23 protein-coding genes are annotated in these 25,704 nt (G+C 70.0%); 17 read left to right on the forward strand and 6 right to left on the reverse strand.

Annotated features, from left to right (window positions below; all coding sequences use genetic code 11):
- Positions 1–218: 218 nt before the first annotated feature.
- The 3 genes from ABZ656_RS20195 to ABZ656_RS20205 all read left to right on the forward strand — a co-directional run bounded on the left by ABZ656_RS20195 (position 219) and on the right by ABZ656_RS20205 (position 3,253).
- Positions 219–1,934, forward strand: coding sequence for a lytic murein transglycosylase (locus tag ABZ656_RS20195; protein WP_101405734.1), 1,716 nt, complete (start codon positions 219–221; stop codon positions 1,932–1,934).
- 152 nt (positions 1,935–2,086) lie between these two features.
- Positions 2,087–2,221 (forward strand): SPW_0924 family protein, encoded by a 135-nt coding sequence (locus ABZ656_RS20200; protein ID WP_129592314.1) that lies wholly within the window; start codon positions 2,087–2,089, stop codon positions 2,219–2,221.
- A gap of 39 nt (positions 2,222–2,260) precedes the next feature.
- Complete coding sequence (locus ABZ656_RS20205; RefSeq protein WP_101405735.1) at positions 2,261–3,253, forward strand: DUF3068 domain-containing protein; 993 nt, start codon at positions 2,261–2,263, stop codon at positions 3,251–3,253.
- Here the strand turns inward: ABZ656_RS20205 and hrpB are convergent.
- Positions 3,243–5,813, reverse strand: a complete 2,571-nt coding sequence (gene hrpB / locus ABZ656_RS20210; RefSeq protein WP_360269582.1) for an ATP-dependent helicase HrpB — start codon at positions 5,811–5,813, stop codon at positions 3,243–3,245. The genes ABZ656_RS20205 and hrpB overlap by 11 nt on opposite strands.
- A gap of 4 nt (positions 5,814–5,817) precedes the next feature.
- Complete coding sequence (locus tag ABZ656_RS20215; RefSeq protein WP_360269584.1) at positions 5,818–6,813, reverse strand: class I SAM-dependent methyltransferase; 996 nt, start codon at positions 6,811–6,813, stop codon at positions 5,818–5,820.
- Between the two features lie 226 nt (positions 6,814–7,039).
- On the opposite strand from ABZ656_RS20215, the gene rpsA reads away from it, so the two are divergent.
- From rpsA to ABZ656_RS20240, 5 genes are all read left to right on the forward strand, one after another.
- Positions 7,040–8,539 (forward strand): 30S ribosomal protein S1, encoded by a 1,500-nt coding sequence (rpsA, locus tag ABZ656_RS20220; protein WP_075026303.1) that lies wholly within the window; start codon positions 7,040–7,042, stop codon positions 8,537–8,539.
- A gap of 296 nt (positions 8,540–8,835) precedes the next feature.
- Positions 8,836–10,362, forward strand: coding sequence for an FAD-dependent oxidoreductase (locus tag ABZ656_RS20225; RefSeq protein ID WP_360269619.1), 1,527 nt, complete (start codon positions 8,836–8,838; stop codon positions 10,360–10,362).
- A gap of 147 nt (positions 10,363–10,509) precedes the next feature.
- A complete protein-coding gene (locus ABZ656_RS20230; protein ID WP_101405737.1) occupies positions 10,510–11,448 on the forward strand; it encodes a PAC2 family protein in 939 nt (312 codons plus the stop codon).
- Positions 11,449–11,578: 130 nt separating this feature from the next.
- Entirely contained in the window at positions 11,579–12,187 is a 609-nt protein-coding gene (gene coaE / locus ABZ656_RS20235; protein WP_101405738.1) for a dephospho-CoA kinase, read from the forward strand.
- A 50-nt stretch (positions 12,188–12,237) separates the two neighbouring features.
- Positions 12,238–12,618, forward strand: a complete 381-nt coding sequence (locus ABZ656_RS20240) for a tetratricopeptide repeat protein (RefSeq protein ID WP_054235974.1) — start codon at positions 12,238–12,240, stop codon at positions 12,616–12,618.
- Positions 12,619–12,684: 66 nt separating this feature from the next.
- On the opposite strand, the gene ABZ656_RS20245 is transcribed toward ABZ656_RS20240, so the two are convergent.
- Positions 12,685–12,951, reverse strand: a complete 267-nt coding sequence (locus tag ABZ656_RS20245; RefSeq protein WP_180362564.1) for a DUF6343 family protein — start codon at positions 12,949–12,951, stop codon at positions 12,685–12,687.
- A gap of 124 nt (positions 12,952–13,075) precedes the next feature.
- On the opposite strand from ABZ656_RS20245, the gene ABZ656_RS20250 reads away from it, so the two are divergent.
- Positions 13,076–14,062, forward strand: coding sequence for an acyltransferase domain-containing protein (locus ABZ656_RS20250; protein WP_101405740.1), 987 nt, complete (start codon positions 13,076–13,078; stop codon positions 14,060–14,062).
- Between the two features lie 91 nt (positions 14,063–14,153).
- Positions 14,154–14,609 carry a DoxX family protein gene (locus ABZ656_RS20255; protein WP_360269587.1) on the forward strand — a complete coding sequence of 152 codons (456 nt, stop codon included), beginning with the start codon at positions 14,154–14,156 and terminating at the stop codon, positions 14,607–14,609.
- 88 nt (positions 14,610–14,697) lie between these two features.
- On the opposite strand, the gene ABZ656_RS20260 is transcribed toward ABZ656_RS20255, so the two are convergent.
- On the reverse strand, positions 14,698–15,195 hold the full coding sequence (locus ABZ656_RS20260) for a S4 domain-containing protein (protein ID WP_101405741.1): 498 nt from the start codon (positions 15,193–15,195) through the stop codon (positions 14,698–14,700).
- Between the two features lie 169 nt (positions 15,196–15,364).
- Between ABZ656_RS20260 and ABZ656_RS20265 the strand changes: the two genes are divergently transcribed.
- From ABZ656_RS20265 to pip, 3 genes are read left to right on the forward strand one after another with little or no spacing between them, the layout of a single operon-like run.
- A complete protein-coding gene (locus ABZ656_RS20265; protein ID WP_360269589.1) occupies positions 15,365–16,516 on the forward strand; it encodes a HoxN/HupN/NixA family nickel/cobalt transporter in 1,152 nt (383 codons plus the stop codon).
- Positions 16,517–16,568: 52 nt separating this feature from the next.
- Positions 16,569–17,390 carry a uracil-DNA glycosylase gene (locus tag ABZ656_RS20270; protein ID WP_101405742.1) on the forward strand — a complete coding sequence of 274 codons (822 nt, stop codon included), beginning with the start codon at positions 16,569–16,571 and terminating at the stop codon, positions 17,388–17,390.
- A gap of 9 nt (positions 17,391–17,399) precedes the next feature.
- Positions 17,400–18,362 carry a prolyl aminopeptidase gene (gene pip / locus ABZ656_RS20275; RefSeq protein WP_360269591.1) on the forward strand — a complete coding sequence of 321 codons (963 nt, stop codon included), beginning with the start codon at positions 17,400–17,402 and terminating at the stop codon, positions 18,360–18,362.
- A 6-nt stretch (positions 18,363–18,368) separates the two neighbouring features.
- Here pip and ABZ656_RS20280 read toward each other — a convergent pair whose 3' ends face one another.
- Positions 18,369–19,052 (reverse strand): GntR family transcriptional regulator, encoded by a 684-nt coding sequence (locus ABZ656_RS20280; protein WP_360269593.1) that lies wholly within the window; start codon positions 19,050–19,052, stop codon positions 18,369–18,371.
- Positions 19,053–19,246: 194 nt separating this feature from the next.
- Here ABZ656_RS20280 and ABZ656_RS20285 point away from each other — a divergent pair, with 194 nt between their 5' ends.
- Together ABZ656_RS20285 and ABZ656_RS20290 are read left to right on the forward strand one after the other, a co-directional pair.
- Positions 19,247–20,722, forward strand: a complete 1,476-nt coding sequence (locus ABZ656_RS20285) for an NCS1 family nucleobase:cation symporter-1 (protein ID WP_360269595.1) — start codon at positions 19,247–19,249, stop codon at positions 20,720–20,722.
- Positions 20,723–20,727: 5 nt separating this feature from the next.
- Positions 20,728–21,444: an aspartate/glutamate racemase family protein gene (locus ABZ656_RS20290; RefSeq protein WP_360269597.1), complete on the forward strand. Its 717-nt coding sequence runs from the start codon at positions 20,728–20,730 to the stop codon at positions 21,442–21,444.
- Positions 21,445–21,486: 42 nt separating this feature from the next.
- Here the strand turns inward: ABZ656_RS20290 and ABZ656_RS20295 are convergent, their stop codons facing one another.
- Complete coding sequence (locus tag ABZ656_RS20295) at positions 21,487–21,933, reverse strand: RidA family protein (RefSeq protein WP_360269599.1); 447 nt, start codon at positions 21,931–21,933, stop codon at positions 21,487–21,489.
- 186 nt (positions 21,934–22,119) lie between these two features.
- Between ABZ656_RS20295 and ABZ656_RS20300 the strand changes: the two genes are divergently transcribed.
- On the forward strand, positions 22,120–22,926 hold the full coding sequence (locus tag ABZ656_RS20300) for a nucleotidyltransferase domain-containing protein (protein ID WP_101405748.1): 807 nt from the start codon (positions 22,120–22,122) through the stop codon (positions 22,924–22,926).
- A gap of 747 nt (positions 22,927–23,673) precedes the next feature.
- On the forward strand, positions 23,674–25,623 hold the full coding sequence (locus tag ABZ656_RS20305; protein WP_360269601.1) for a UvrD-helicase domain-containing protein: 1,950 nt from the start codon (positions 23,674–23,676) through the stop codon (positions 25,621–25,623).
- The last annotated feature ends 81 nt before the right edge of the window (positions 25,624–25,704 follow it).

The raw sequence follows: 25,704 nt of genomic DNA on the forward strand, positions 1-25,704 counted from the left end.
CCCCGGTGATCTCCGACGCCCAGTATGAAGGACGTAGGGAAATGACCGCGGGCTCCACCCTTGGGTGCGTGTTCTCTCGGACAATCCCACATGGCCAACCGGTGAAAATCGGGCACGAACGGGTGCCCGGGCGACGGAAGTTGTCGTAGGGTCGCCTGGGTCACTGAGCCAGCGAACGCGCGGTGCGCGGGCGGTCGTCCACGGGAGGGGTTCACTCAATGGCGGCGCATTTCGGCAGACTGCGCAAGGGAGCGACGACCACCGCCGTGGCCGCGGTCGCGGTCGCGGCCCTGTCCGCTTCCCAGGCACCCGGAGTGACCACCGACAACCTCGGCAGACAGGCCGCCGGCGCCCAGCCCTCGGCGGACGCGAACACCGGCGGCGAAGGCGGCGGCGCGACCGGCGACTCGCCGTACTACACCGACCTTCCGCCGCTGAAGAGCCCCAACCCGAGCCCGTCGGCGAGCCCGGCCACAGGCACGCCCGTCTCCGTGGGCGAGGCCGAGGCCGGCATACCCGCGACCGTCCTCGACGCCTACAAGAAGGCCGAGGCCGAGCTGCGTGCCTCCAAGCCGGGCTGCAACCTGCCCTGGCAACTCCTCGCCGCCATCGGCAAGGTCGAGTCCGGCCAGGCCCGCGGCGGCCGGGTCGACGCGAGCGGCACGACGTACTCGCCGATCCTCGGCCCCAAGCTCGACGGCAACGGCTTCGCTCTGATCGCCGACACCGACAACGGCGCGTACGACGGCGACCCGGCCTACGACCGGGCCGTGGGCCCCATGCAGTTCATCCCCTCCACCTGGGAGTGGGCGGGCCGCGACGGCAACGGCGACGGCAAGAAGGACCCCAACAACGTCTACGACGCGGCGCTCGCGGCCGGCCACTACCTGTGCCGGTTCGACCGGGACCTGTCCGTGCAGTCGCAGATGAACGCCGCGATCCTGAACTACAACAACTCGACGGCGTACCTCAACACGGTTCTGTCGTGGCTGGAGTACTACCGCAAGGGCACCCACGAGGTCCCGGACGGCACGGGCACCCTGCCCTCGAACAGCAGCGACAGCCACCCCGGGGCGAGCCCCAGCCCGTCCACGCCCGCGACCTCGACGCCGAGTACGCCGAGCACACCGGGTACCTCCAAGCCGGGCACCCCCAAGCCGGGCAGCGGCGGCTCGACGAGCCCCACCCCGAAGCCGCCCGCGCCCAGTTCGCCCGCACCGAGCCCGACGCCTCCCACGCCCACCCAGACGGTGGACCATCTGGAGGACGCGAACACCGGGAAGCTCACGGCGACGGCGGGCAGCGCCTTCGGTGCCAAGGTCGCCGTGCGGGCCGAGTCCAAGGCGAGCAAGGGCGTGGCGAAGGTCCGGGTGCGGTTCACGATCATCGGCGACACGGACGCCACCTTCACCGGCGGCGAGAGCGTCGCCACGGTCGTCACCGGCAGCACGGGCACGGCCACCGCGCCCGCACTCGTGGCGGGGGAGAAGACCGGCGACTTCACCGTCCGCGCCACCGTCGTGGGCCGCGTCCTGGGCGGCCTCGACTACACGGCCACCGTCACCCCGCGCCAGGCCGACACCCTCACCCGCACCAGCGACACCGCGCTGACCTGCGTGCCGGGCGGTGAGTTCGCCGACCAGGTCGAGGTGAAGGCCACCTACAAGGGTGCCGTCGCCGGCAAGGTCACGGCCACCGCGACGCTCATCAAGTCGGCCGACGACGCGACCGAGAACGACAAGGGCCCCTACTTCAAGGACGCGGACGGCAAGACGATCCGCACCCTCACGGACCTCACGACGGACGCGGACGGCGTGCTCAAGCTCCCCAAGCTGTACGCGGACGACGCGACCGGCACGTTCCTGCTCCGCGTCAACACCACGGGCGGCGCGGTGCTGACGGTCGAGCTGAAGGTCGCCGCGGCCGCCTCGTAGGCCGTACGCGCGTCCAGGGCGCCCCCCGCCTGCCGGCGGAGGGGCGCCCTCGTTCGTGTGCGCAATGTGTTCTCATCTCGCCCCGCCGTTGCTACCGTGCCGGATCTGACGAGGTATCAGTTCCCGATCCGCCGTCCCCCGGGAGGCCCCGCATGCGCGCCCTCATCGCCGCCGCGACCGGTCTCGCCGTGGCGTTCGCCCTGGTGCTCACGCTCACGGCCATGGGCTCACCGGCGGGCAGCACCTCGCCCAAGCCGCTGCTGACGACCGTGCCCGCGCACCCGTAGCGCTCAGGGCATCCGCAACTCTCAGGGAGGGACGCCGAGATGCGTCGCAAGGCCAGCCTGATCCTGCTCGCCTTCGCCGTGTTCTTCGCGGCGCTGTCCCCGCTGCTGCGCTGGTACGCCTTCCCGCGGCTGGCGAAGATCCCCGCCGACCAGTACCAGGACATGGTCCTGGAGGCGAAGGACGCGACCCTGCTCGACTACGGCACCATGCAGGCCAAGAAGGTCCCCAAGGTCACCATCGTGCAGACCCTGAAGGGCAACGTCGAGGCCTCCGACCGCATCGAGAAGACGGCGGGCCGCGACGTCGTCGTCTGGGACAGCCTCTCCTATGTGCAGGGCCCCGACGGGAAGATGGTCTCCAAGCTCCCCGAGCGCTACATCTTCGACGCGCACAGCCAGGACCCCGTCCACGCCACCGGGGAGTCCGTCGACGGCGACCCTGTCACACGCGAGGGCATCGAGTTCAAGTGGCCCTTCCACACGGAGAAACGGGACTACGAGTACTTCGACGCGCAGACCCGCACCTCGGCCCCCATCCACTACAAGGGCACCCAGAGCTTCCGCGGCGTCAAGGTCTACTACTTCGAGCAGACCATCCCCTGGACGAAGGTCAAGTTCCCGAAGGTCATGCCGGTCCAGGGCGTCACTGCGGAGTCGGTCGCCAAGACGGGCACGACACGCTGGTACACGACCGTCCGCAAGTTCTGGGTGGAACCGGTCACCGGGGCGCCGGTCTACGGCGAGGAGATCCACAAGGAGGAGCTGCGGGGCGGCACGCTCCTCGGGGGCCGTGACAAGGTGACCGCCTTCGCCGGGCACGTGAAGATGCGCGAGGACTACATCAAGCACACCGTCGCCCTGGTCAAGTCCAACCGCACCCTGATCCTGCTGCTGACGTCGTACCTGCCGTGGGGCTTCCTGCTCCTGGGCGCGGCTCTGCTGTCGCTCTCCCTCTACCTGGAGGCGCGCAGCCGCCGCCCGGGCGACCCGGCCCCCACGGAGGCGGTGGAACCGGAGCCGGTCAACGCCTGAGCCGCGCGTTCGTGTGCCGGGTCGGCTCGGCGGTGGCCGGGTCCTCGGGCCACGGATGCTTGGGGTAGCGGCCCCGCAGCTCCGCCCGCACCGCCTTGTACCCGTCCTTCCAGAACGAGGCGAGGTCGGCGGTGACGGCGGCGGGGCGCCCGGCGGGCGAGAGCAGATGGACGACCACGGGCACCCCGGCGACGGCCGGTGACTCGTGCAGCCCGAACATCTCCTGCAGCTTGACGGCGAGCACCGGCTGCTCGGGGTCGGCGTAGTCGATCCGGATCCTGGACCCACTGGGCACCTCGATCCGTTCGGGCGCGAGCTCGTCCAGCCGGGCCGCGTCTCCCGTGGCCCAGGGCAGCAGCCGGTTCAGCGCCTGCCCGGCGTCGATCCGCGCCAGATCGGCCCGCCGCCGGGCACGGCCGAGTTCCGGCTCCAGCCACTCGTCCACACGCGCGTGGAGCGCGTCGTCGGACACGTCGGGCCAGGGGTCGCCCAGGTGCAGCCGCAGAAACCCGAGCCGCCGCCGCAGCCCCTCGGCATCCGGGGACCACCGCAACAGCCCGAACCCGTCCTCCCGCAGGCCTTCGAGCAACGCCTCCCGTACGAGCCCGGGGTCGGCGTTCTTCATCGGACGCACCGCCAGCTCCACGGCCCCGAGCCGTTCGACCCGCCGCGCGACGACGTCGCCGCCGGTCCAGTGGACCTCGTCCCCCTCGCTGAGCAGGGGCGCCGCGGCCCTCCGTGCCGTCTCCTCGTCGACCACCGCGGCAAGCCGCACACGTGCGTGCCCGGCCCCGACCGGCCGATCGGCCACGGCGACCGCCAGCCAGGGCGAGCCGCGCAGGGCCGAGCCGTCACCGATGTCGGCACGGGTGCCGTTCAGCATGAGGTACGAGCCGCCCTGGGCCTGCGCGAGCCGCTCGGGGAACGCCAGGGCAGCCACCAGCCCGACGACGCGATCGTCGCCGCCACCGGCCGGCCACGGACCGCCTTCGAGCCCGCCGCTGCGGGCGCTGTCCTGGACGGGTGGCTGGGAAAGGCCCGTCGACGCGGAGCGCAGGCGTCGGGATTCGGTGCGCCAGCGGGACGCGTAGGGGTCGCCGCCGCGTCGGGCCAGTCGCCAGGCCCCGGCCAGGTCGTCGCCGTACTCGCGGGGCGGTTCCTCGCTCAGGAGGGCGACCACTTCGGCGGCGCGGTCGGCGCCCACCACGGGGGCCGCGTCCAGCAGCGCGCGGGCGAGCCGGGGGTGCAGGCCCAGGCGGGACATGCGGACACCCCGTTCCGTGGCCCGGCCGGCCGCGTCCACGGCACCCACCGCCGACAGGACGGACCGCGCCGCCGCCATCGCCCCGCCCGGCGGCGGGTCCAGCAGGGCCAGTCCCGTCGCCCCGGGATCGCCCCAGCAGGCCGCCTGCAGGGCGAACGCCGTCAGGTCGGCCACCTTGATCTCGGGGGCGGGAAAACGCGGCAGACGGGCGTCCTCGGCCTCCGTCCAGCACCGGTACACCCGCCCCGGCGCCTCACGCCCGGCCCGCCCCGCCCGCTGCCGCCCGGCCGCCTGCGAGGCCCGTACCGTCGTCAGCGCGCTCAGCCCGCGCGCGTGGTCCACCCGCGGTTCCCGTGCCAGCCCGGAGTCGACGACCACCCGTACCCCCGGAACCGTCAGCGACGACTCCGCCACGGAGGTCGCCAGAACCACCCGGCGCCGGTCCCCGTTCCCCGGTGACAGCACCGCGTCCTGCACGGCGGCGGGCGCCCGCCCGTGCACCTGGAGCAGGTCGACCCGGCCGCCCAGATCCTTCAGCCCACCGGCCACCCGCGCGATCTCCCCGACCCCGGGGAGGAAGCAGAGGACGTCCCCCTCGCACTCCGCCAGTGCCCGCCGCACCACCGACGCGACATGTGTCAGCAGTGCCGGGTCGACACGCATGCCGTGCGGCGGCCGTACCGGACGTACCGGAGGCGCCCACTCCACGTCCACCGGATACGAGACGCCCTCCGCCGCGACGACGGGGACGTCGCCGAGCAGCCGCGCCCACCCCGCCGCGTCCGTGGTCGCCGAGGCGGCCACGAGCCGCAGCTCGGGACGGAGCGCGGCCCGTACGTCCAGGAGGAACGCGGCGACCGTGTCGGCGTCCAGATGACGTTCGTGGCACTCGTCGAGCACCACCACGTCGACGCCCGCGAGCTCCTGGTCCCGCTGGAGCCGTTGGAGGAGAACACCCGTCGTGACGACCTCCACACGCGCGCGTGGCCCCACGACCCGCTCCCCGCGCACGGTGAACCCGACGCTTTCGCCGACCTTCTCGCCGAGCAGCCACGCCATCCGCCGCGCCGCGGCCCGGGCGGCGATCCGCCGCGGTTCGGCGACCACGACCCGGCGCGGCGGCCGCCCGTCACCCGGGTGGCCGAGGAGCCCGGCGAGCGCCAGCGGCACGAGGGTCGTCTTGCCGGTCCCGGGCGGTGCCACGAGCACGGCGCCGCCGCCACCCTCCAGGGCGTCGTCCAGGGCGGGCAGGGCGCCGCGTACGGGCAGCGCGTCCAGGGCGTCGTAACGGATCACCCGTTCAGTCTCGTACGCACACGAAGATCGCCGTACCGGGGATCAGGTTCCCGCGCAGCGGGGACCAGCCGCCCCACTCCTGGGTGTTCCAGGCGGGCCACTGCGGCTCGACCAGGTCGATCAGCCGGAAGCCCCCGGCCACCACGTCCCGCACCCGGTCGCCGACCGTCCTGTGGTGCTCGACGTACACCGCGCGGCCCTCCTCGTCCTGCTCGACGTAGGGAGTGCGGTCGAAGTAGGAGGACGAGACGGACAGACCCTCGGGACCGGGCTCGTCCGGGAAGGCCCAGCGGATCGGGTGTGTCACGGAGAAGACGAAGCGGCCGCCGGGGCGCAGCACCCGGTGGACCTCCTTCAGGACACGCACCGGGTCGGCGACGAACGGCAACGCGCCGTACGCCGAGCACGCGAGGTCGAAGGAGCCGTCCGCGAAGGGCAGCGCACCCGCGTCGGCCTCCACGAGGGGCACCCGGCCGCCTATGCGCAGCGCGTGCTGAAGCTGGCGGTGGGAGAGGTCCAGGGCGACCGGACGAGCCCCCTGGGCGGCCAGCCAGCGCGAGCACTGGGCCGCGCCGGCACCGATCTCCAGGATGTCCTTGCCCTTGAGGTCCTCCGGAGGGCCGAGCAGCTCGGCCTCCACCTCGTCGAGGCCCTCGGGGCCCCATACGAAACGGTCGTCCCCGAGGAACGTGCCGTGTTCTGTCTGGTAGTCGTCCGCGTTCCGGTCCCACCAGCCGCGATTGGCGCGGGAGCTCTCCGTGACGCCCGCGTCGCGCCGGGTCGCCTCCGGCTCGGCGGGTTCGGGCTCCCGGACCTCGGAGTGTTCCGGTTCTTGGATGTGGGGCTCTTGGATGATCGGCTCCCTCGTATTAGTCTGCGGGCTCGTCCAACCGGTCTCGGGCGTGTCACGGCAGGGGCTTTCTACGGCCTGCGTGGCCTCGTGAGACAGGTTTTGTGCCGGGTATGCGGCGATCCGCCCCGGGTGTGCGCCTTCGCGCATTGACCCTGCCCGGCTGCCCCCGTATGCTACAAGTTGCGCTGCGGGCCTGCGCTCCTCAGACGTAGCAGGCTGCGCTCGCATCTGTATGTATGTCCCCTCGGTTTTCGAGGCGCCACCGGGCGACCGGGTTGGCGCTTCCTTGGCTGTCCGGCTTCTACAGGGCGAAACGGGCTCCCGGCGTAAGCAGTACCTACGACTCACTGTCCGTACCGGAGCCCTTTCCCACATGACGAGCAGCACCGAGACCACCGCCACCACTCCGCAGGTTGCGGTCAACGACATCGGTAACGAGGAAGCCTTCCTCGCCGCGATCGACGAGACGATCAAGTACTTCAACGACGGCGACATCGTCGACGGCGTCATCGTGAAGGTCGACCGGGACGAGGTCCTGCTCGACATCGGTTACAAGACCGAAGGTGTCATCCCGAGCCGCGAGCTCTCGATCAAGCACGACGTCGACCCGAACGAGGTCGTCGCCGTCGGTGACGAGATCGAAGCCCTTGTTCTCCAGAAGGAGGACAAGGAAGGCCGCCTGATCCTCTCGAAGAAGCGCGCCCAGTACGAGCGCGCCTGGGGCACCATCGAGAAGATCAAGGAAGAGGACGGCATCGTCACCGGTACCGTCATCGAGGTCGTCAAGGGTGGTCTCATCCTCGACATCGGCCTCCGTGGCTTCCTGCCGGCTTCTCTCGTCGAGATGCGCCGTGTCCGCGACCTCCAGCCCTACGTGGGCAAGGAGCTCGAGGCCAAGATCATCGAGCTGGACAAGAACCGCAACAACGTGGTCCTGTCCCGCCGTGCCTGGCTGGAGCAGACCCAGTCCGAGGTTCGCCAGACGTTCCTCACCACCCTGCAGAAGGGTCAGGTCCGCTCCGGCGTCGTCTCCTCGATCGTCAACTTCGGTGCGTTCGTGGACCTGGGTGGCGTCGACGGTCTCGTGCACGTCTCCGAGCTCTCCTGGAAGCACATCGACCACCCCTCCGAGGTTGTCGAGGTCGGCCAGGAAGTCACCGTCGAGGTCCTCGACGTCGACATGGACCGCGAGCGCGTCTCCCTGTCGCTCAAGGCGACGCAGGAAGACCCGTGGCAGCAGTTCGCCCGTACGCACCAGATCGGTCAGGTCGTCCCGGGTAAGGTCACGAAGCTCGTTCCGTTCGGTGCGTTCGTCCGCGTGGACGAGGGCATCGAGGGCCTGGTCCACATCTCCGAGCTGGCCGAGCGCCACGTGGAGATCCCGGAGCAGGTCGTCCAGGTCAACGACGAGATCTTCGTCAAGGTCATCGACATCGACCTCGAGCGCCGCCGCATCAGCCTCTCGCTGAAGCAGGCCAACGAGTCCTTCGGTGCCGACCCGGCCTCGGTCGAGTTCGACCCGACCCTGTACGGCATGGCCGCGTCCTACGACGACCAGGGCAACTACATCTACCCCGAGGGCTTCGACCCCGAGACCAACGACTGGCTCGAGGGCTACGAGACCCAGCGCGAGGCGTGGGAGCACCAGTACGCCGAGGCGCAGTCGCGCTTCGAGCAGCACCAGGCTCAGGTCATCAAGTCCCGCGAGGCCGACGCTCAGGCCGAGGCCGAGGGCGCCACGTCCACGGGTGCGGCTCCGGCCGCCTCCGGTGGCGGTTCGTACTCCTCGGAGTCGGACGACACCTCCGGCGCCCTGGCGTCGGACGAGGCCCTGGCTGCCCTCCGCGAGAAGCTCGCCGGCGGCCAGAGCTGAAAGCTCACCGCTAGCCAGTAGCACGTGACTGCGGGCCCGCACCCTTCGGGGTGCGGGCCCGCAGTGCGTTTGCTCCCCGCTCGTCCCCCGGCCGTCCAGCGGGCCGCACATGTGCGGTTGCAGAAACGTGCAGGATACACGAGTAACTGACGGGCCGTAACTCTTCGTTGGGAGGCTTCCCCGGTCGTTCAAGATCGAAAGGGGAGCCCCCCGTCATGGCACAACCTCAGAGCGGTCCTGGCACGAGCCGGCGTTCCTTCCTGCGCAACGTGGGTCTCACGGGTGGCGCGGGCACCATGCTCGCCACCATGGGTGCCCTCGGCCTCGCGCCGACGGCCGAGGCCGCCCAGCGCGAACAGCCCTTCCGCGCCCCGCAGCCGGGAGACTTCACCCTCACCGGTCGCGGCGCCGCCAAGGTGGTCGTCGTCGGCGGCGGCATCGCCGGCCTGGCCTCCGCGTACGAACTCGGCAAAGCGGGCTACGACTGTACGGTCCTGGAGGCCAGAGGCCGCACCGGCGGCCGCAACTTCACGGTCCGCGGCGGCGACACCACCACCGACCTCCTCGGCAACACGCAGACGGCCCGCTTCAGCGACGGCCAGTACATGAACTGCGGCCCCGCCCGCATCCCCCAGTGGATGGTCACCCTCGACTACTGCCGCGAACTCGGTGTCCCCATCGAGGTGTTCACCAACGTCAACGCGGACGCGTACCTCTTCAACGAGTCCACCGGGATGAAGAAGCCCGTGCGGTACCGCACCGCGAAGGCCGATGTGTACGGCTATGTCTCCGAGTTGCTCGCCAAGGCCACCGACAAGGGAGCCCTGGACAAGGAGATGACCGCCACCGACCAGGAGAAGCTCGTCGAGTTCCTCAAGGACTGGGGGGAGCTGGGCGACAAGCTGACGTACGAGGGCGGAGAGCGCCGCGGATACACGACCGTCCCGGCCGCAGCGGGCACCCCCGGAGCGCTCCTCGGTGACGTTCCGTCTGCCTCCGACGTCCTCGCGTCCGGTGTCGGCCGCTACTTCTCCTTCGAGTTCGGCTTCGACCAGGCGATGCTGATGTTCCAGCCGGTGGGCGGCATGGATCAGATACCGCGCGCGCTCACCAAGGCGATAGGCGCCCACCGCATCCGTACAGGGGCCGTGGTCTCCAAAATCACCGACAAGGGGAACGGCGTTTCGGTCACCTACACCCAGTCAGGCCGTACGAAGGTGATCGACGCCGACTTCTGCGTCGGCGCCCTCCCGCCCAACATCCTCGCCAAGATCCCGCACAACCTCGGCTCCGGGGTGCAGAGCGCCCTGGAGGCGATCACTCCCTCGTCGGCGGCGAAGATCGGTCTCGAATACCGTTCCCGCTGGTGGGAGCTCGATCACCACATCTACGGCGGTATCACCGAGACCGACCAGGACGTCACGCACATCTGGCACCCCTCGTACGGCTTCCACGGCGCGCGCGGCGTGATGATCGGCTACTACAACTACGGCGGCGACGCCGACTCGTACGCCGCACTCACCCCCAAGGAGCGCGAGAAGCGCGCCGTGGCGGCCGGGGTGAAGATCTACGGTGAGAAATACCGCACCGAACTCGCGTCCTCCTTCTCGCACCACTGGCGCCAGACACCGCATCTGGAGGCCGCCTGGCACAACACCCCCGGCGGCCCCGACGACGTCCGCTACAAACCGCTGAACGAGCCCACGGGGCGCGTCTACTTCGCGGGCGACTGGCTCAGCTACACCGACGCCTGGCAGCACGGCGCGTTCACCTCCGCCCGCAAGGCGGTCACCGCGCTGCACACACGCGTGCTGTCGGCGTAGGCATTTGGGGTGACGAACCCGGCGGGTGAGCCGAAGGGGCGCACTGGTGCGCCCCGGAGGCGAACCGAGTCCTGAAAAGAGCGGTCCGGGGAATGCTCGCGATCCTCGCCACGTTGTGAAGTACGAACACGAGGAGGAGCGGTCACAGTGCTTGATCCGCAGGGTTTGTACGCATGGGAGCCGAAGGGCCTGGCCGTGGTGGACATGGCACTCGCCCAGGAGTCGGCCGGTCTGGTCATGCTCTACCACTTCGACGGATACATCGACGCGGGCGAAACGGGCGACCAGATCGTCGACCGTCTCCTCGAATCGCTGCCCCACCAGGTCGTGGCCCGTTTCGACCACGACCGGCTCGTGGACTACCGGGCGCGCCGCCCGCTGCTGACGTTCAAGCGCGACCGCTGGACCGACTACGAGGAGCCCACGCTCGAGGTGCGGCTCGTCCAGGACGCCACGGGCGCGCCCTTCCTGCTGCTGTCCGGACCCGAGCCGGACGTCGAGTGGGAGCGCTTCGCGGCCGCCGTCCAGCAGATCGTGGAGCGGCTCGGCGTCCGGCTGTCCGTGAACTTCCACGGCATCCCCATGGGCGTCCCGCACACCCGCCCTGTGGGTCTCACCCCGCACGGCAACCGCACCGACCTGGTGCCGGGCCACCGCAGCCCCTTCGACGAGGCGCAGGTCCCCGGCAGCGCCGAGTCCCTCGTCGAGTACCGCCTCATGGAGGCCGGACACGACGTGCTGGGCGTCGCCGCGCACGTCCCGCACTACATCGCCCGCTCCCCGTACCCGGACGCGGCGCTGACCGTCCTGGAGGGCATCACGGGCGCCACGGGCCTGGTGCTCCCCGCCATCGCGCACTCCCTGCGCACCGAGGCGCACCGCACCCAGACGGAGATCGACCGGCAGATCCAGGAGGGCGACGAGGAGCTCGTGGCCCTGGTCCAGGGTCTCGAGCACCAGTACGACGCCGCCGCGGGCGCCGAGACGCGGGGCAACATGCTCGCGGAGCCGGTGGACATCCCGTCGGCGGACGAGATCGGGTTGGAGTTCGAGCGCTTCCTGGCGGAGCGCGAGGGTGACGCGTAGGGGCGGGGGTGACGCGTAGGGCGGGGGCCGACGCTCGGGCCGGGGACGCACGCAGGCTCTTCGTGCTTACGTACAGGCCCTTTTAGGGGTCGTGGGGGGCTCGTCACCGGCAGGCCCTAAGCTCTCGGTCATGCTGAAGGTTGGTCTGACCGGTGGTATCGGCGCCGGCAAGAGCGAGGTGTCGAGGCTGCTCGTGCGGCTCGGCGCGGTGCTGATCGACGCGGACCTGATCGCGCGGGAGGTCGTCGCGCCCGGAACTCCCGGGCTCGCGGCCGTCGTCGACGCGTTCGGGCCGGACGTGCTCGCACCCGACGGCGGTCTGGACCGCCCCAAGCTGGGCTCGATCGTCTTCACCGACCCCGAGAAACTCGCCGTCCTGAACTCGATCGTGCACCCCCTGGTGGGCGCCCGCTCCCGCGAGCTGGAGAGCGCCGCGGCCGAGGACGCCGTCGTGATCCACGACGTCCCGCTGCTCGCCGAGAACGCCCTCGGACCGCTGTACGACCTCGTGGTCGTCGTCGACGCCAGCCCCGAGACCCAGCTCGACCGCCTCGTGCGGCTGCGCGGCATGGCCGAGGAGGACGCCCGCGCCCGCATGGCCGCCCAGGCCACCCGCGAGAAGCGGCTGGGGATCGCGGACGTCGTCATCGACAACGACGTCCCCCTGGAAGAGCTCGAGGGGCGCGTACGGGAGGTTTGGGCCGATCTCGTCCGCCGGGCATACGCCCGCAAGGAATAGCCGCCCTCGACGGGGGCGTTGAACCCGTTCAGCGAGGGAAGGACTCTGCCGTGCCCGAGACCAGCGGATCGACCGGACGTACTCCGGAGACGCATGTCATCGACTTCCGTGCCGCCGAGCAACTGCTCGCCGCGCGGGACCCGCGGGGCGCGGTGAAGCTGCTCGACCCAGTGATCGCCGCGCACCCGGAGAACACCGCCGCCCGACTGCTGCGCGCGCGTGCCTTCTTCGCCGCCGCGCAACTGCGGCCCGCCGAGCTGGAGTTCACCATCGTCCTGGAGCGCGAACCGGACAACGCGTTCGCGCATTTCGCGCTCGCCCGCACCTATGAGCGCCAGCTCCGTCCCGACCAGGCGAAGCGGCACTTCCGGCTGGCGGCGGCGCTCGACCCGAAGCCCCAGTACCTGGAAGCGGCGCGCTTCGACTCGTGAGTCGTAAGTCGTAAGTCGTGAGTCGTGAGTCGCGAGTCGTGGCTCGTCGTGGCCGTCGCCGGTCCGCTACGGGTGACGGTGTTCCGGAGGCCGGTACGGCGGGACGTCGCGGCCCGGCTGGTAGTGCGGCCCCTGATGGATATGGCGCAGGATCATGGTCATGTCGACGGTGACGATCAGCCACAGCACCCCGCACGCGGCCGCCCAGCCGGGGCGTCCGACCAGCGCGAACGCGGCCGTACCGAAGATCGTCCAGACCAGGCCCCAGACACTCAGCCAGAAGCGCATACGCAGGGCGCTGCGCGCCGTCGTCGGTTCACTGCCTGTACGCATACGGATCACTACTCCGTGACGCTGATCCGTGACCATCGCTCCTACTGGAAACGTACTCTTCGTCGTGCACGTTGACCAAGGGGCCGCGGAGAGCGGGCGGCGGCCGGACCGACGGGAGGCGCGGGTGCTGCTGGAGGCGCTGCGGGCGGACGCGAGGCTCGCCGAGTGGCTGAGGGACCTGGAGAGCGAGGGCGCTCCCCGGCTGGAGGCGGTGCTCCCGGACGCGGACGAGCTGCCGGACCTCCTGCTCGACCTGACCGTGGCCCACGAGCACATCAACGAACTCGTCGCGCTGCGCGGCCGGCTGGTGGCCGACCCGGAGGCGATGACGCTCCTCGCCCGGTGCGTCGGCCGCTTCGTACGGGACATGGGGGAGATCGGGAAGGGGTGGGAGCCGCCCGCGTTCCCCGAGTCGGCGGGACCGCTCGGGCGCTGCTTCCACCTGTACGTCTTCGTCGCGGCGCTCCCGTACGTCCGGGCCTACCACCGCGGGCGCGGCATCCCCGACGACGTGTCCCGGCGCACCCTGGCCGACCTCGGCCGGCATGTGTCCGTGCACCACAGACGGCTCGGGACGCCGGGGCTGCTGTTCCCCTGGTGGATCGCCCTGCATTTCCACGGTGAGCTGTTCCAGCTGGGCAGGCTGCAGTTCCAGCGGTCGCGGCTCGGCCGGCGCACCGGGCGGGCCGTCGCGGCGGCGGGCCTCGACGCCGGCCCCGGTGACGCGTGTCTGAGCCTGCACATACCCGACTTCCACGGGCCGCTGTCCCCCGCCGCCTGCGAGCGGTCGCTCGCGCTGGCACGGGAGTTCTTCGCCAGGCACTATCCCCACGAGCGCCTTGAAGTCGCCGTGTGCCACTCCTGGCTGCTCGATCCACAGCTCGGGCGGTATCTCCCGGCGGACTCGAACATCATCCGCTTCCAGGAACGCTTCCGGATCGCGTACCAGGAGACGACCCCGGACGACGGGGTGCCGGTCGGCTTCGTCTTCGGCGATCCGGAGCTGCCCACGCGCGCGCTGCCGCGCCGGAACACGGTGGAGCGCGCGGTGGGGGACCATCTGCGCGGGGGCGGGCACTGGTACGTCGGGCACGGCTGGTTCGCGCTGTAGCCCGTTGTCCGGTCCACGGCGATGAGTTCCGGACGTGCCCCCGGTCTACCCCTGCGACAGCAACGCGTACCGCTTCGCACAGGAGACCCTCATGTCCGAGACCACCGTCCCCGTCACCCCGCTCGCCCCCACCTCCACCACCAGCTCCTCTTCGCTGAAGACCCGCCGTGGTGCCCGGATCTCCCTGGGCGCGCTGCAGATCGTGCTCGGTCTCTTCTACGGGCTCGCGAGCGCGCTGCCCAAGCTGATCGCGCACCCGTCGGCCGCCGAGGCGTTCGACAAGCTCGGCTGGGGCAGCACGGGGATGTACCTCATCGGCGCGCTCGAACTCGCCGGAGGCCTCGCCCTGCTGGTCCCGCTGCTGTCCTCGGTGGCGGCGGTGGCGCTCAGCGCGCTGATGGTGGGCGCCTTCGTCGTGAACGTCACCGTCATCCACGGGCCGTACGTGGCGACCCCGCTCATCCTGATCCTGCCGCTCGCGCTGATCGCGTGGGCCAGGAGGGGCCACACCACCGAGCTGGTCCGGTGGGTGCGGCGACGGGTATGACCTGGTGACGGCGTACGACGGCCGTACGACGTCGGGGGCTCCCCAGTGACCACGGGAGCCCCCGACGGCGTACGGCGACACCCTCGGGTCAGGGCGAGTCGGGGCCGCCGAGGCCCCGGAGGCGTTCCATCTCGCGGCGGTCGCGCTTGGTCGGGCGGCCCGCTCCGCGGTCGCGGACACCGGCCGGGGCGACCGCCTCGCGCGGCGGGGGCGGCGGGCTGTTGTCGACGTAGCACTCGACGGCGACGGGCGCGCCGACCCGCTTGCGGATCACCCGCTTCACGACGACGACCCGTTCCCGGATCCCCTGCCGCAGGCGCACCTCGTCGCCGACCCGCAGGGCGTACGCGGGCTTGACGCGCTCCCCGTTCACCCGGACATGTCCGCCCCGGCACGCGGTCGCACCCGCCGAGCGGGTCTTGACCAGACGTACGGACCAGATCCAGCTGTCGACCCGCACGCTCTCGCCGCCCGCGGGACGGGCGGCCTCGGCGGCGGCCACCGCCTTCTCCTTGTCGACCTTCGCGTCGACCTTCTCGTCGACCTTCGCGTCGTTCCGCTCGACGTCCGCACCCTCAGAAGCCATGCCTCGACTCTAGAAGAGTCCAGGCCCGGCATGTCCCGATGGCTTTACTGCGAGTTTGTTGCAGCTGCGACTGCTGTGCCAGAGAGTGGCTTCGGCGCTTGCGCTGACAGCAGGAAGCCCGCAGTAGGAAGCGCAGCAGGAAGCGCCACAGGCAGTAAGGACAGCACGTATGGTCACCGTCCCCGCTCCCGCCTCCCCGCAGCCCGCCGCCTCGGCGGCCTCGCGCCTGCAGCGGATCCGTACCTCGATGACCCGCAGGGAGTGGGCCCGGCTCGGCGGCATGGCGGCCTTCGTCCTCGCGCTGCACGTCATCGGATGGTTCATCCTGGTGGTGATCGTGGCGCCGGAGCACTACAGCATCGGCACCAAGAGCTTCGGCATCGGGATCGGCGTCACCGCCTACACCCTCGGTATGCGGCACGCCTTCGACGCCGACCACATCGCCGCCATCGACAACACCACCCGCAAGCTGATGGGCGAGGGCGAGCGCCCGCTCTCCGTCGGCTTCTGGTTCTCGCTCGGGCACTCCAGCATCGTCTTCGCGCTGGCCCTCCTGCTGTCCCTGGGCGTCAAGGCGCTGGCCGGACCCGTCCGGGACGACAACTCCCAGCTGCACAGCGTCACCGGCATGATCGGTACGACCGTCTCCGGTGTCTTCCTCTATCTCATCGCCGGGATCAACCTCCTCATCCTCGTCGGGATCTGGAAGGTGTTCCGCCGGATGCGCACCGGGCACTTCGACGAGGCGGCACTGGAGGAGCAGCTCGACAACCGCGGGCTGATGAACCGCCTCCTGGGCCGGCTGATGAAGTCGATCAGCAAGCCGTGGCAGATGTACCCGCTCGGCATGCTCTTCGGCCTCGGTTTCGACACCGCCACGGAGATCGCCCTGCTGGTCCTCGCCGGTTCCGGCGCCGCCTCCGGCCTGCCCTGGTACGCGATCCTGTGCCTGCCGGTGCTGTTCGCCGCGGGCATGTCGCTGCTGGACACCATCGACGGGTCCTTCATGAACTTCGCCTACGGCTGGGCGTTCTCCAAGCCGGTCCGCAAGGTCTTCTACAACCTCACCATCACGGGCCTGTCCGTCGCCGTCGCCCTGATCATCGGCACCGTGGAGCTGCTGGGGCTGCTCGCGGAGAAACTCGCTCTGCACGGCGTCTTCTGGGACTGGGTCGCGGGCCTGGACCTGAACGTCCTCGGCTTCGTCATCGTCGGACTGTTCTGCGTGACCTGGATCGTCGCCATGGCGGTGTGGAAGTTCGGCCGGATCGAGGAGAAGTGGACCGCCGGGCTGCGCTCCGCCGAACAGCCCACCGACTGACCCACCGGGGGCAGGGCGGGGGAGGAGCGGTACCCGGTCGTACGGTGGGGGCATGGACAGCAGCCCGGCAGGCAGCAGCGATCCCGGCATCGTCGGCGGTCTGGGCGGTCTGGGCGGTCTGGACGCACTGGGTGATCTGGGTGATCTGGACGCGCTGACTGATCTGGACGCTCGGATCGCCGGGTGCCGGGCGTGTCCGCGGCTGGTCGCGTGGCGCGAGGAGGTCGCCCGCACCAGGCGCGCCGCCTTCGCCGGCCAGACGTACTGGGGCCGCCCGGTCCCCGGCTACGGACCGGCCGACGCCTCGCTGCTCATCGTCGGGCTCGCACCCGCTGCCCACGGCGGGAACCGGACCGGACGGATGTTCACGGGGGACCGCTCCGGGGACGTGCTCTACGCGGCGCTGCACGACGTGGGGCTCGCCTCGCGGGGGACCTCGGTGAGCGCGGACGACGGACTGGAGCTGTACGGCGTACGCGTCACCTCGCCCGTGCACTGCGCGCCGCCCGCCAACAAGCCGACACTCGGCGAACGGGACACCTGCCGCCCCTGGCTCGTACGGGAGTTGGAGCTGCTGCGGCCCACGCTCCGGGCGGTGGTCGTGCTGGGAGCCTTCGGCTGGCAGGCCGCGCTGCCCGCCTTCGCCGCGGCGGGATGGACGGTGCCCCGGCCCAGGCCGGTGTTCGCGCACGGGGCGAGGGTTTCCCTCGGGGCGCAGGACGGTCCGGCGACGGGATCCGTCGAGCTCTTCGGGTGCTTCCACGTCAGCCAGCGGAACACGTTCACCGGACGGCTGACGCCCGCCATGCTGCGGGCCGTGCTGCGCACGGCGGCCGGGACGGCGGGGCTGACGACGCGACCCTACGACGGTTAACCTCGCCCGATGGGCCTGTATCCGGAGATCGAACCTTACGACCACGGCATGCTCGACGTCGGCGACGGCAACCACGTGTACTGGGAGGTCTGCGGGAACCCCGACGGCAAACCCGCCGTCATGCTGCACGGCGGCCCGGGGTCCGGCTGCGGTCCTTGGTTCCGGCGCTACTTCGACCCCGCCGAGTACCGGATCGTGCTGCTCGACCAGCGCGGCTGCGGACGCTCCACCCCGCACGCCGCCGCGTACGGGACGGACATGGCCGTCAACACGACGCCGCATGTGATCGGCGACCTGGAACTGCTGCGACGGCACTTGGGCATCCGGCGGTGGCTGGTGTGGGGCGTGTCGTGGGGGTCGATGCTGGGGCTGCGGTATGCGCAGACGCATCCGGACGTCGTCTCCGAACTGGTGCTGACCGCGGTGGGCACCGGCGCGAACGCCGAAGTGGCCCTGCTGACGCGGGGACTTGGGCGGTTCTTCCCCGAGGCCTTCGAGCGGTTCCTCGCCGAACTGCCCGAGGGGGAGCGGGAGGGGAACCTCGCCGCCGCGTACAGCCGGCTGCTCGAATCGCCCGACCCCGAGGTGCGGGCGCGGGCGGCGCGGGCCTGGACCGACTGGGAGACGGCGATCGTTCCCGCGCCGCCGCGGTCGGAGGAGCGCTATGAGGACCCGGAGTTCCGCATGGCTTTCGCGCGGACCGTCACCCACTACTTCGGCAACGACCTCTTCTTCGGGGAAGGCAACGACGAAGGCGTCGTGATCCGCGACGCGCCCCTGCTGAAGGGCATCCCCGGCACGCTCGTCCAGGGCAGTCTGGACTTGGGGAACCTGCTGGGCACGGTGTGGCGGCTCCACCACGGCTGGCCCGACAGCGAGTTGATCGTCGTGGACGACGTGGGGCACACCATGGGGGCGAGGGGTGTGGTGGACGCGTTGGTGGCGGCGACGGACAAGTACGCCCTGCGCTAGGCGACTTCAAGCGCGGGGAGCCTCTGCATCGCCGAAGAGGTGCCGCACCGTCGACCGGTAGTTGGCCTGGACGTGGGTGAGGGCGTGCGCGCGGGCGCGCTCCGGGTCGCCGGAGGCGATGGACTCGTACAACTCGTGGTGTTCGGTGAGGAGTTGGGGCCACTCCTCGTTCTGACGGGTGAGCCAGCGAAGTCGGCCGTCGACCGGCTCCATGACGGAGATCAGCAGGCTGTTGCCCGCCATGGCGAGGATGCGGTCGTGGAAGCGGGTGTTGATGTCGGTGATCGCCTCCGCGTCGCCGGTGCGCGTCGCCGTCGCCGCACGGTCCAGCAGGTCCGCAAGCTCGGCCAGGTCCCGCGGTGTCGCCCGTGCCGCCGCGAGCCCGGCCGCGTAGACCTCCAATGCCTCGCGCAGCTCGAAGAGTTCGGCCACGTCCGTCGGGGTGAGCCGGCGTACGACCGTGCGGCGCGGTGTCTCGAAGTGCACGAACCCCTCCGCCACGAGCGCGCGGATCGCCTCGCGCACGGGAACCCGTGAGACCCCGAACCGCTCCGCCAGCTCGCGCTCGACGAGACGGCCCCCGGGGCGCAGCCGCCCCGCGATGATCTCCTGCCGCAGTGCGGCCAGGACGCGTTCGCGGACCGCGCCCAGGGGTTCCCGTTCCGCGCCCAGGGGTTCGATCTTCGTCATGGGGCCATCTTCGCCGACTCCGGGGGTGTTTTACGGAGCCGTAACCGCTCGGACATCGGTCAGAACGCTTGACGGCGAGACCATGACGGCAGTTTGGTATACCAAACACGCCCCGCAGGGCCGTCCCGTACGCGCCACAGCCGCCGCCCCCCATGCGAACCGCTGTCCTCCGTCCCCTCGCCCATGGAGGCCCCGTGTCCCTCGCCGACCGTGCCGAAGCCACCGGCACCCCAGCGTTCGTCCCCGATCCCAGGCTCACCAACGAAGACCTCGCACCAGCGGAGAAGCGCAACTGGAAGGTCTTCGACCTCTTCGCCATGTGGATGTCCGACGTCCACAACCTCGGCAACTACACCTTCGCCGCGGGCCTGCTGGTCCTCGGCATGAACGTCTGGCAGATCTTCACCTCACTGCTTGTCGGCTTCGTGATCATCTACGCCGGCATGAACCTGATGGGCCGCATCGGCCAGCGCACCGGCGTGCCGTTCCCCGTCGTCAGCCGCATCAGCTTCGGTGTCTGGGGTGCCAACATCCCGGCGCTGATCAGGGCCGTCATCGCCATCATGTGGTACGGGATCCAGACCTACCTGGCCTCCGTCGCCGTCAACGTCATGCTGCTCGCCGCCTGGCCCGGCCTGGAGTCGTGGACCCACCACTCCTTCCTCGGCCTGGACGCGCTCGGCTGGACGTCGTTCGTCTCGCTCTGGCTGATCCAGGCGATGATCATCAGCCAGGGCATGGAGTCGGTCCGCAAGTTCCAGGACTTCTGCGGCCCGGCCATCTGGCTCGTCATGATCGCGCTGGCCGTCTGGGTCCTCGCCAAGGCCGGCTGGAGCATCTCGCTCACCTCGACCCCGCACCCGGTCTCGGTGGGTGAGCAGTGGCGGCAGTGGTTCGGCGCGGTCGGGCTGATCCTCGCGACCTACGGCACGCTGATGCTCAACTTCTGCGACTTCTCGCGCTTCGCCCCCAGCTACAAGACGGTCAGGCGCGGCAACTTCTGGGGCCTGCCGATCAACTCCACGGCCTTCGTCATCGTGTCCGTCATCGTCACGGCCGGTTCCATCGAGGCGTTCGGCGAGGCCATCACCGACCCCGCGCTGCTGGTCGCCAAGGTCGGCAACACCTGGGTCCTGGTCCTCGGCGCCCTGACCTTCGCCATCGCCACCATGGGCGTCAACATCGTAGCCAACTTCGTCTCCCCGGCGTACGACCTGGCGAACGTCTGGCCGCAGAAGATCACCTTCAAGGTCGGCGGCATGATCAGCACGGTCGCCGCACTGGTCGTGACCCCCTGGAACCTCTTCTCCAACCCCACGGTCGTCAACTACTTCCTCGGCGGCCTCGGCGCCTTCCTGGGCCCGCTGTTCGGCGTCATCATGATCGACTACTACTGGGTGAAGCGCGGCAGGATCGACGTCGACCGGCTCTTCGACGCCCGGCCCGGATCGCCGTACTACTACCGCAAGGGCGTCAACCCCAAGGCCCTGTGGGCGTTCCTGCCCTCGGCGGCGGTCGCCGCGGTACTGGCCCTGGTGAAGGCGTTCAGCGACGTGGCCCCGTACTCCTGGTTCATCGGAACCGCGCTGGCCGCGGGCCTGTACATGACCCTCTGCCGCGGCGAGCGCGCCGCCGACGAGACAGCCGTCCCCGAGCCCGTGGAGGTCTGAGCGGCGTGCACATCGTCGTCACCAACTGCAACACCACGCAGGAGATGACCGAGGAGATCGCGCGAGGTGCCCGGGCCGCCGCAGGCCCGGGCACCACCGTGACCGGCCTCACCCCCGCCTGGGGACCCGAGTCCGCCGAGGGCTGGCTCGACAGCTACCTCTCCGCCGCGGCCGTCCTCGACACCCTGCGCACGTACGAGGGCCCCTGCGACGCCGTGGTCATGGCGGGCTTCGGCGAACACGGACGCGAGGGCGCGCGTGAACTCCTCGACGTGCCCGTCGTCGACATCACCGAGGCCGCCGCCCACCTCGCCTGCCTGCTCGGCCGCCGCTACGGAGTCGTCACCACCCTGGAGCGCTCACGCGGCCAGATCGAGGACAGCCTGTACGCCGCCGGAGTCGCCCAGAACTGCGCCGCGGTCGTCGGCACCGGCCTCGGCGTCCTCGACCTCGGCGACGCCCAGCGCACCGAGGAGGCCTTCGTGACCGCGGCGGAGCGGGCCCGGGAGGCCGGCGCCGAGGTCCTCGTCCTCGGCTGTGCCGGCATGACCGGCCTGCAACGGGCGGTCGGGGAGAAGGTGGACCTCCCGGTCGTCGACGGCGTCGCCGCCGCGGTCAAACTCGCGGAGTCCCTGGTCTCCCTGGGCCTCACGACGAGCCGGGTGGGCAGCTATGCGCGACCGCTGCCGAAGCGGCGGGCGTGGGGCGCCGGCTGGGGCTGAGCGGAAACGACGGCGCACTCCCGGAGGAAGGGGACGGCGTCCTCACCCTCGACGACGACCGTCGGCCTCGGCCTCCGGCTCCGATGCGGACCCGGGCACGACCGCCGTCGCCGTGATCTCCACCAACTGCCCCGTGTACCCGAGGCAGGCCACCCCGAGCAGCGTCGACGAGTGGGGTCCCGTACTGAGCCCGGACGCCTCGACGACAGCCCACACGTCGGACAGCACTCTCGGCTCATCGCTGACGACATACACATCGGTCGCCACCACGTGCGCGAAGTCACTGCCCACCGAGCGGAGTTGTTCGCCGAGATTGGCGAGCACCTGCTCGGCCTGCCGTACGGGATCCCCCACGCCGACGATCTTCCCCGCCGCATCCAGCGGCACGGCCCCGGCGAGGAAGGCGAGCCGCGTACCCGCCTCGACGACCGACGCGTGAGCGTAGCCGGGAGGCGGGAAGAGGCTGGGGACGGTGACGCGAGCGGGCACGGGAACTCCGGGAATCCTCGGCTGGGCGGGCAACCGTCCCATGATGTGGGCGGACGGACGGCGGCCGCATGCCATTTACCCCCGACTCGACCCCAGCCGAAGGCCCTGACACCGCGAGGGGGGACGGTTCACCCTCCCGCCGGATATTGGCTCGACAGCCCCGTCACTCGACCGCATCCTCACCTCATGCCCACACCGACCCGGCCGCCGCACATCGACGACGAGAAATTCCTCGACCACGTCACCGGCCGTCTGGCCGCCCTCCCCGGCGTCCGGGCCGTAGCCCTCGGTGGCTCGCGCGCGCAAGGTATCCATGGTCCCGACAGTGACTGGGACTTGGCGATCTACTACCGGGGCGATTTCGACCCCGAAGACCTCGGCGCCGTCGGCTGGCAGGGCGAGGTGTCCGAGATCGGCGGCTGGGGTGGCGGAGTCTTCAACGGTGGAGCCTGGCTGACCATTGACGACCGTAGCGTTGACGTCCACTACCGCGATCTCGATGTCGTGGAACACGAGTTGGCCGAGGCGGAAGACGGACGCTTCCACGTGGAGCCGCTCCTCTTTCATCTCGCGGGGATCCCCAGCTACTTGGTCGTTGCCGAGCTTGCTGTCAACCAGGTCTTGCGCGGGGAACTGCCCCGCCCGGTGTCCTACCCGATAAAGCTTCGCGACTCCGCCCGTGAGCGCTGGTACGAGGCCGCCTGCGCCACCCTCGCGTATGCGAAGGCCAACCATGCGCCCGCCGGACGCATTACGGAGGTCTCGGGAGCCTTGGCGACAGCCGCCATGCAGGCCGGGCATGCGGTGTTGGCGCAGCGTGGGGAGTGGGTGACGAACGAGAAGCGGTTGTTGGAACGGGCGGACTTGCGAACCATCGACGGCGTCATTGCATCTCTTTCCACTGAATCTGGCCCGCTTCAGCTGTTCCAGGCACTTACGACGGCTCAGACACTCTGTGAGGCAAAGGGCCTGGGCCGGATTATGGACATCTGAAACCGAACGGAGATTAACTAGTGCGGGTGCTCATCTCCCCGTCGTACGGCAGTGACGAGACGCGACGCCACTGGGCGGACACGGTCGATCGGCAGGTGGACTTCACCGCCCCGAGCGAAGGCAGTCTGCTCACAGTTGACCAGCGTGCACAACTTCAGGCCCTGCATCCGGAAGGACGCGCCCGGTTCTGGGGGGCGACGCCTGCACATGACGGGAAGCTCGCCGACGTGACCACGGGCGATGTGGTCCTGTTCACGGGTGGGAATCGGGTGCGTGCGATAGGAGAGGTCGGAGCGATATTCCGTAATCGTGAGTTCGCCGATCTACTATGGCCGCCGCAATCCGATGGACCGAGCTGGCACACCGTCTACAGCCTCTTGGACCTGGTGTCGGCCGACATCCCGTACGCGGAACTGAATGCGGCCGCCGGATACAAACCCTTGCACAATTTTCCCGGTCAGATGGTCCTGAGGGGAGACAAGGCGCGATCGATCCTGGAGGACTTCATGATCACGCCGGGAACGGAATGGAACATCGCTACCCCAACAACGGTTCAGGAGCCCGGTCGCCGTAGCCAGGATCCAGTCCGCATCGCGGTCATGGAGGAACTGCGCACCCGCCGAACCGCATATCAGCGGACGAAGCGACTGGTCGTCGTCGACCGACGTGAGGCAGAACTGGTCCGTGCATACAGGCGGTACCTGGCGGAGCGCGGCCAGATGGCCAAGCGATTCTTCTGTCCTTCCGGTGTCCGGCATCAACCAGATCACCGGGGCCATCGACTACGTCGACCTCCAGGTCGTCGAGGACGATGTGCTGCGGCGGGCTCCGGAGCCCGCTCCCGCTCCCCAACAGCAGCCCGAAAAGCCGCTGTTCGCCGAGTACAGCGCCGAGCAGCTCGCCGAGCTGGGTGTTGCCGAGCCCCTCATCCCGATCGTCCTCAAGCTCACCACCGACGACGAACTCCTGGGACTCGCCGAGTACGCGCCACGACACACCGGTGAGGTACTGCTGAGGCTTCGGGACGGCTTCTCCTACGAGGACGTCAAGGAGCAGGTCACCGAGCCCGTCGCGGTCAAACGGGAAGAGGAGGAGTTCGACGGCGACGACTGGCAGTCGGCAGTCCAACGCTCGCAGGCCGTCGTCATCACCGACGACGAGTCGCTGCAGAGCATCATCGAGGAACGCGACTTCGGCCGCTGGAAGGTCTTCCTGCACCCCACGCAGGACAAGCTGGTGCGCCGGAACTACTCCGGCCCGGCCCGGGTCAGCGGAGGCCCTGGCACCGGCAAGACCATCGTGGCCCTACACCGGGTCAAGCACCTGGTGGACCAGCTCGGTCCCGGACACACCAAGCCGGTCCTGCTCACCACCTTCAACAAGAACCTCGCCGCCGACCTGCGAGCACGGCTGCTCTCGCTGGGCGGACCGGAAACCCTGGCGCGCGTTGACATCGTGCACGTCGACCAGCTCGCCACCCGAGTGGTGCGGGAAGCCGACCCGGGCAACGCCAAGCGGCGCATCGAGGACTCCCAGGCGCTGCGGGAATGGCGCCAGCTGCTCGTGGAGGCGGGCGAGCACCGCTGGGATGCGGAGTTCCTCAGCGACGAGTGGAACCAGGTGATTCTTGGACAAGCCGTCCACTCCCGCTCCGACTACTTCCGTGTCCGCAGAGCAGGCCGTGGCCGCAGCATCACCCGCGCCGAACGGGCCGAGATCTGGCAGCTCGCCGAACGGTTCACGCAGCGCCTGGATCTCAAGGGACTGGAGACCCACCGTCAGGTGGCCGAGCGCGCTGCCCGGCTGGAGATCGACCGCAAGGTCAAGATCGACAACCGGCAGCAGCAGAAGGACGAGCGCGGCGGCCTGGACAACGTGCACGTCGAGTCCGGATCCGGGGCCTTCCTGCGCTACCGCTACCGCCACATCGTCGTCGACGAGGCCCAGGATCTGAGCGCCGCTCACTGGAAGATGCTGCGTGCCATGGTTCCCGCCGGGCCTAACGACATCTTCCTCGTCGGCGACACCCACCAGAGGATCTACGACAATCAGGTCACCCTCGGCAGCCTGGGTATCAACATCCGGGGCCGGTCGGCCCGGCTGGCCCTGAGCTACCGCACCACCTGGGAGATCCTCCGCGACGCGATGAGGGTGATGGAGGGAGCCGAATATGACGACCTCGACGGTGGCACCGACGACCTCAACGGGTACCGCTCGGTACTCCATGGCCTTCGCCCGTCACTGCACCGCACCGGGAGTTGGGACGAGGAACTCGAAGTGATCGTTGAACAGTTGCGTGCCTGGCACGACGTCCCGCGCGAGGCCATCGCGATCTGCGTACCGACGAACGAGATGGTCACCGAGGTCGCGGCGCGGCTCCAGCAGCGCGGCATCGTTCCCACAGAGATCACCCGGGACGGTCCGAGGCGCGACGAGGGCGTTCACATCGGAACGATGTACCGGTTCAAGGGACTTGAGTACCGCTGCATGATCATCGCCGGAGTCTCAGAAGGCCTGGTCCCCCGCTCCTCTGTGGACGCCTGGGAACGCACCGATCCGCTGCGCCACCGACGCGAACTCCAGCGGGCGCGCTCCCTCCTCTTCGTCGCCGCGACGCGGGCGCGTGACGCACTGATGATCAGTTGGAACGGGGAACCCAGCAGGTTTCTCAAGCCTCTGGGCGCGCTGAATCAGTGAGCCTCCAAGGCTGTTGAATCAGTGACTGAATAGGCACTCTTTCGAACATGTCCGCCCGGTGTCACCGTTTCGTTCAGGAAC

This window comes from Streptomyces sp. NPDC007095, from assembly GCF_040634475.1.
In the GTDB taxonomy this organism is placed as follows: domain Bacteria; phylum Actinomycetota; class Actinomycetes; order Streptomycetales; family Streptomycetaceae; genus Streptomyces.